This window comes from Bartonella sp. PS17NMGDW (assembly GCF_042193555.1).
Classification (GTDB): domain Bacteria; phylum Pseudomonadota; class Alphaproteobacteria; order Rhizobiales; family Rhizobiaceae; genus Bartonella; species Bartonella grahamii.
Genome location: NZ_JBHILY010000055.1, coordinates 1 through 1,838 on the forward strand (window position 1 = coordinate 1; position 1,838 = coordinate 1,838).

The window sequence follows — 1,838 nt, forward strand, 5'->3', positions numbered from 1 at the left end:
AAAAGTGTAAAAGTGATGTCGCGTTATACGAAATGGATTGTACTCATTATACTCTTATTAGCGCTTGATTTTTCACGCCTTATAGATGCTGTAGGAAATATTTTTACACAAAAACCAAATATCCGACTCTAAACATACTCTGAGACGCGCGAAATTCTTTAGAAAATGGTTTCTTAATTTTGCTCGTCTCATGGAGACTATCAATAATGTCTTTGTACATTTAAAACAGTGGCTAACCAAAAACTGAAAGCTTTATCCCCTCCCCGCTTTTGAAACGGGGAGATGAAATCGGTTTTAAAACTAAGCAGCTTTCGTAACAGATGTTGCTAAAACCCGCTTAGCTTCTTTAATGAGGGCTTTATATTTTCTATTCTCTTCATCTACTCTGAAGGCATCAAGAAGACGCATATGAATAGGACCTAAAAGATATAAAACTTTTTCGCCAGCGTTCATACCTTCCCAATAACTTGGCAAATCAAAGCGCGTATCATTATCATAATCAACAGCTTGGTTTTTTAGTTTTTTCTCACACTCAATAAAGTAACGACGTGCTTGGCGTCCTTTCTCGTTACGTTCCACCATTGAGAGCTCTTTCGCCATGTCTAAAGTGATGTGGTATTCTGTACTTGGACGACCGCCTTTAGGTTTTACTCTTTTTTGAGTAAAACTCACAAAGTCCTGATTTTTTTGAAAAGAATATTCTTCAATCCGTCGTGAAATCCAATCGTTGAAGCGTATATTAACTTCTAAAAACGTATGCAACTCGCGTGCGTTAACAGTTTGAACAGTTTCTTGTCCAATGATTTGTTCTTTAATTTCTATGAGAGTGTTCATAGTGAACTCCTAGTTGTTAGAGGTTTGTTAATGACACTCTAAAAAAGAGTGCCGGGTGCTAACAAACACGGCAACTAGCCCGTCGTTATGCTTTCCCCGTGAAGGTATTTTATAGCATAACCACACCCGACGAAATCATTATATGCGTCTAACATACAATGAGTCAAAGCTTTTAATATGCGGAAAATTAGTTATTTCGGTAACCAATCCGCTAGTTGTTTTAAGGTGTTTGTTAAGCACCTGATTCGAAAATACACATTACAGAAATAATGTCAAGCCTTTCCTGTTATAAATGAAGCCCACTGTTCCAAGAGAACATGTCGCTGTTCTAAAAAATCCGTTCGCATATAAGCTTTTGTCACTGAACTCCCAACTGAATGGGCAAGAACAGTTTCGGCAATCTCAAATGGTGTTGACGTTGTCTCTGCTATCCAATCCCGTAAGCTTGAACGAAAACCATGGGGACGATAGGTTAAGCCGCAAATTGTCATATATTTTGCCATGGTGGCATCAGAAATGGGGTTGCCTCTAAGACCAGAAAAGAGAAAACCATTCTTTTCAAAGGGGAGAGTTTTTTCAATAACTCTCAAAGCTTCATCACTTAGTGGCACGCGAAAATCTGAAACCTTTCCTACAATACCTTTCATGTTTTCTTTTGGTATTGTCCATATATTTTTATCTATTTGTTCAAGATGCAAATAGCGCAATGGATATGACCGTACCCCTGTCAAAATAAGCAATTTCAGTGCTAAATTTGAAAGGATATTATCATCCAAATTCTGATAAAAAGCTGGAACTTCTTGCCATGGCATAGCAGGAATATTTGTTGATGTCGCACGTGGTTTTCCTAAAAGCGCGCGTGCTTTCATACAAGCCTGTAGATCAACATCTAAACCAAGAGCCGCAGCATATTTCAAGCAAATGTTAATACGATTAAGTGCTTTTCTTGCCGTATCTGCTTTTTCATGCCAAAGGGGTGAGAGAACATTGCGAATGATATTTGC

At 38.1% G+C, this 1,838-nt stretch carries 2 protein-coding genes; both read right to left on the bottom strand.

The features are described 5' to 3' along the window. Positions 1–300 precede the first annotated feature (300 nt). A complete protein-coding gene (locus tag ACFIJK_RS09125; protein ID WP_375627571.1) occupies positions 301–834 on the bottom strand; it encodes an antA/AntB antirepressor family protein in 534 nt (177 codons plus the stop codon). A 272-nt stretch (positions 835–1,106) separates the two neighbouring features. Then, the coding region (locus ACFIJK_RS09130) for a tyrosine-type recombinase/integrase (RefSeq protein ID WP_375627572.1) at positions 1,107–1,838 on the bottom strand (732 nt) is incomplete at its 5' end.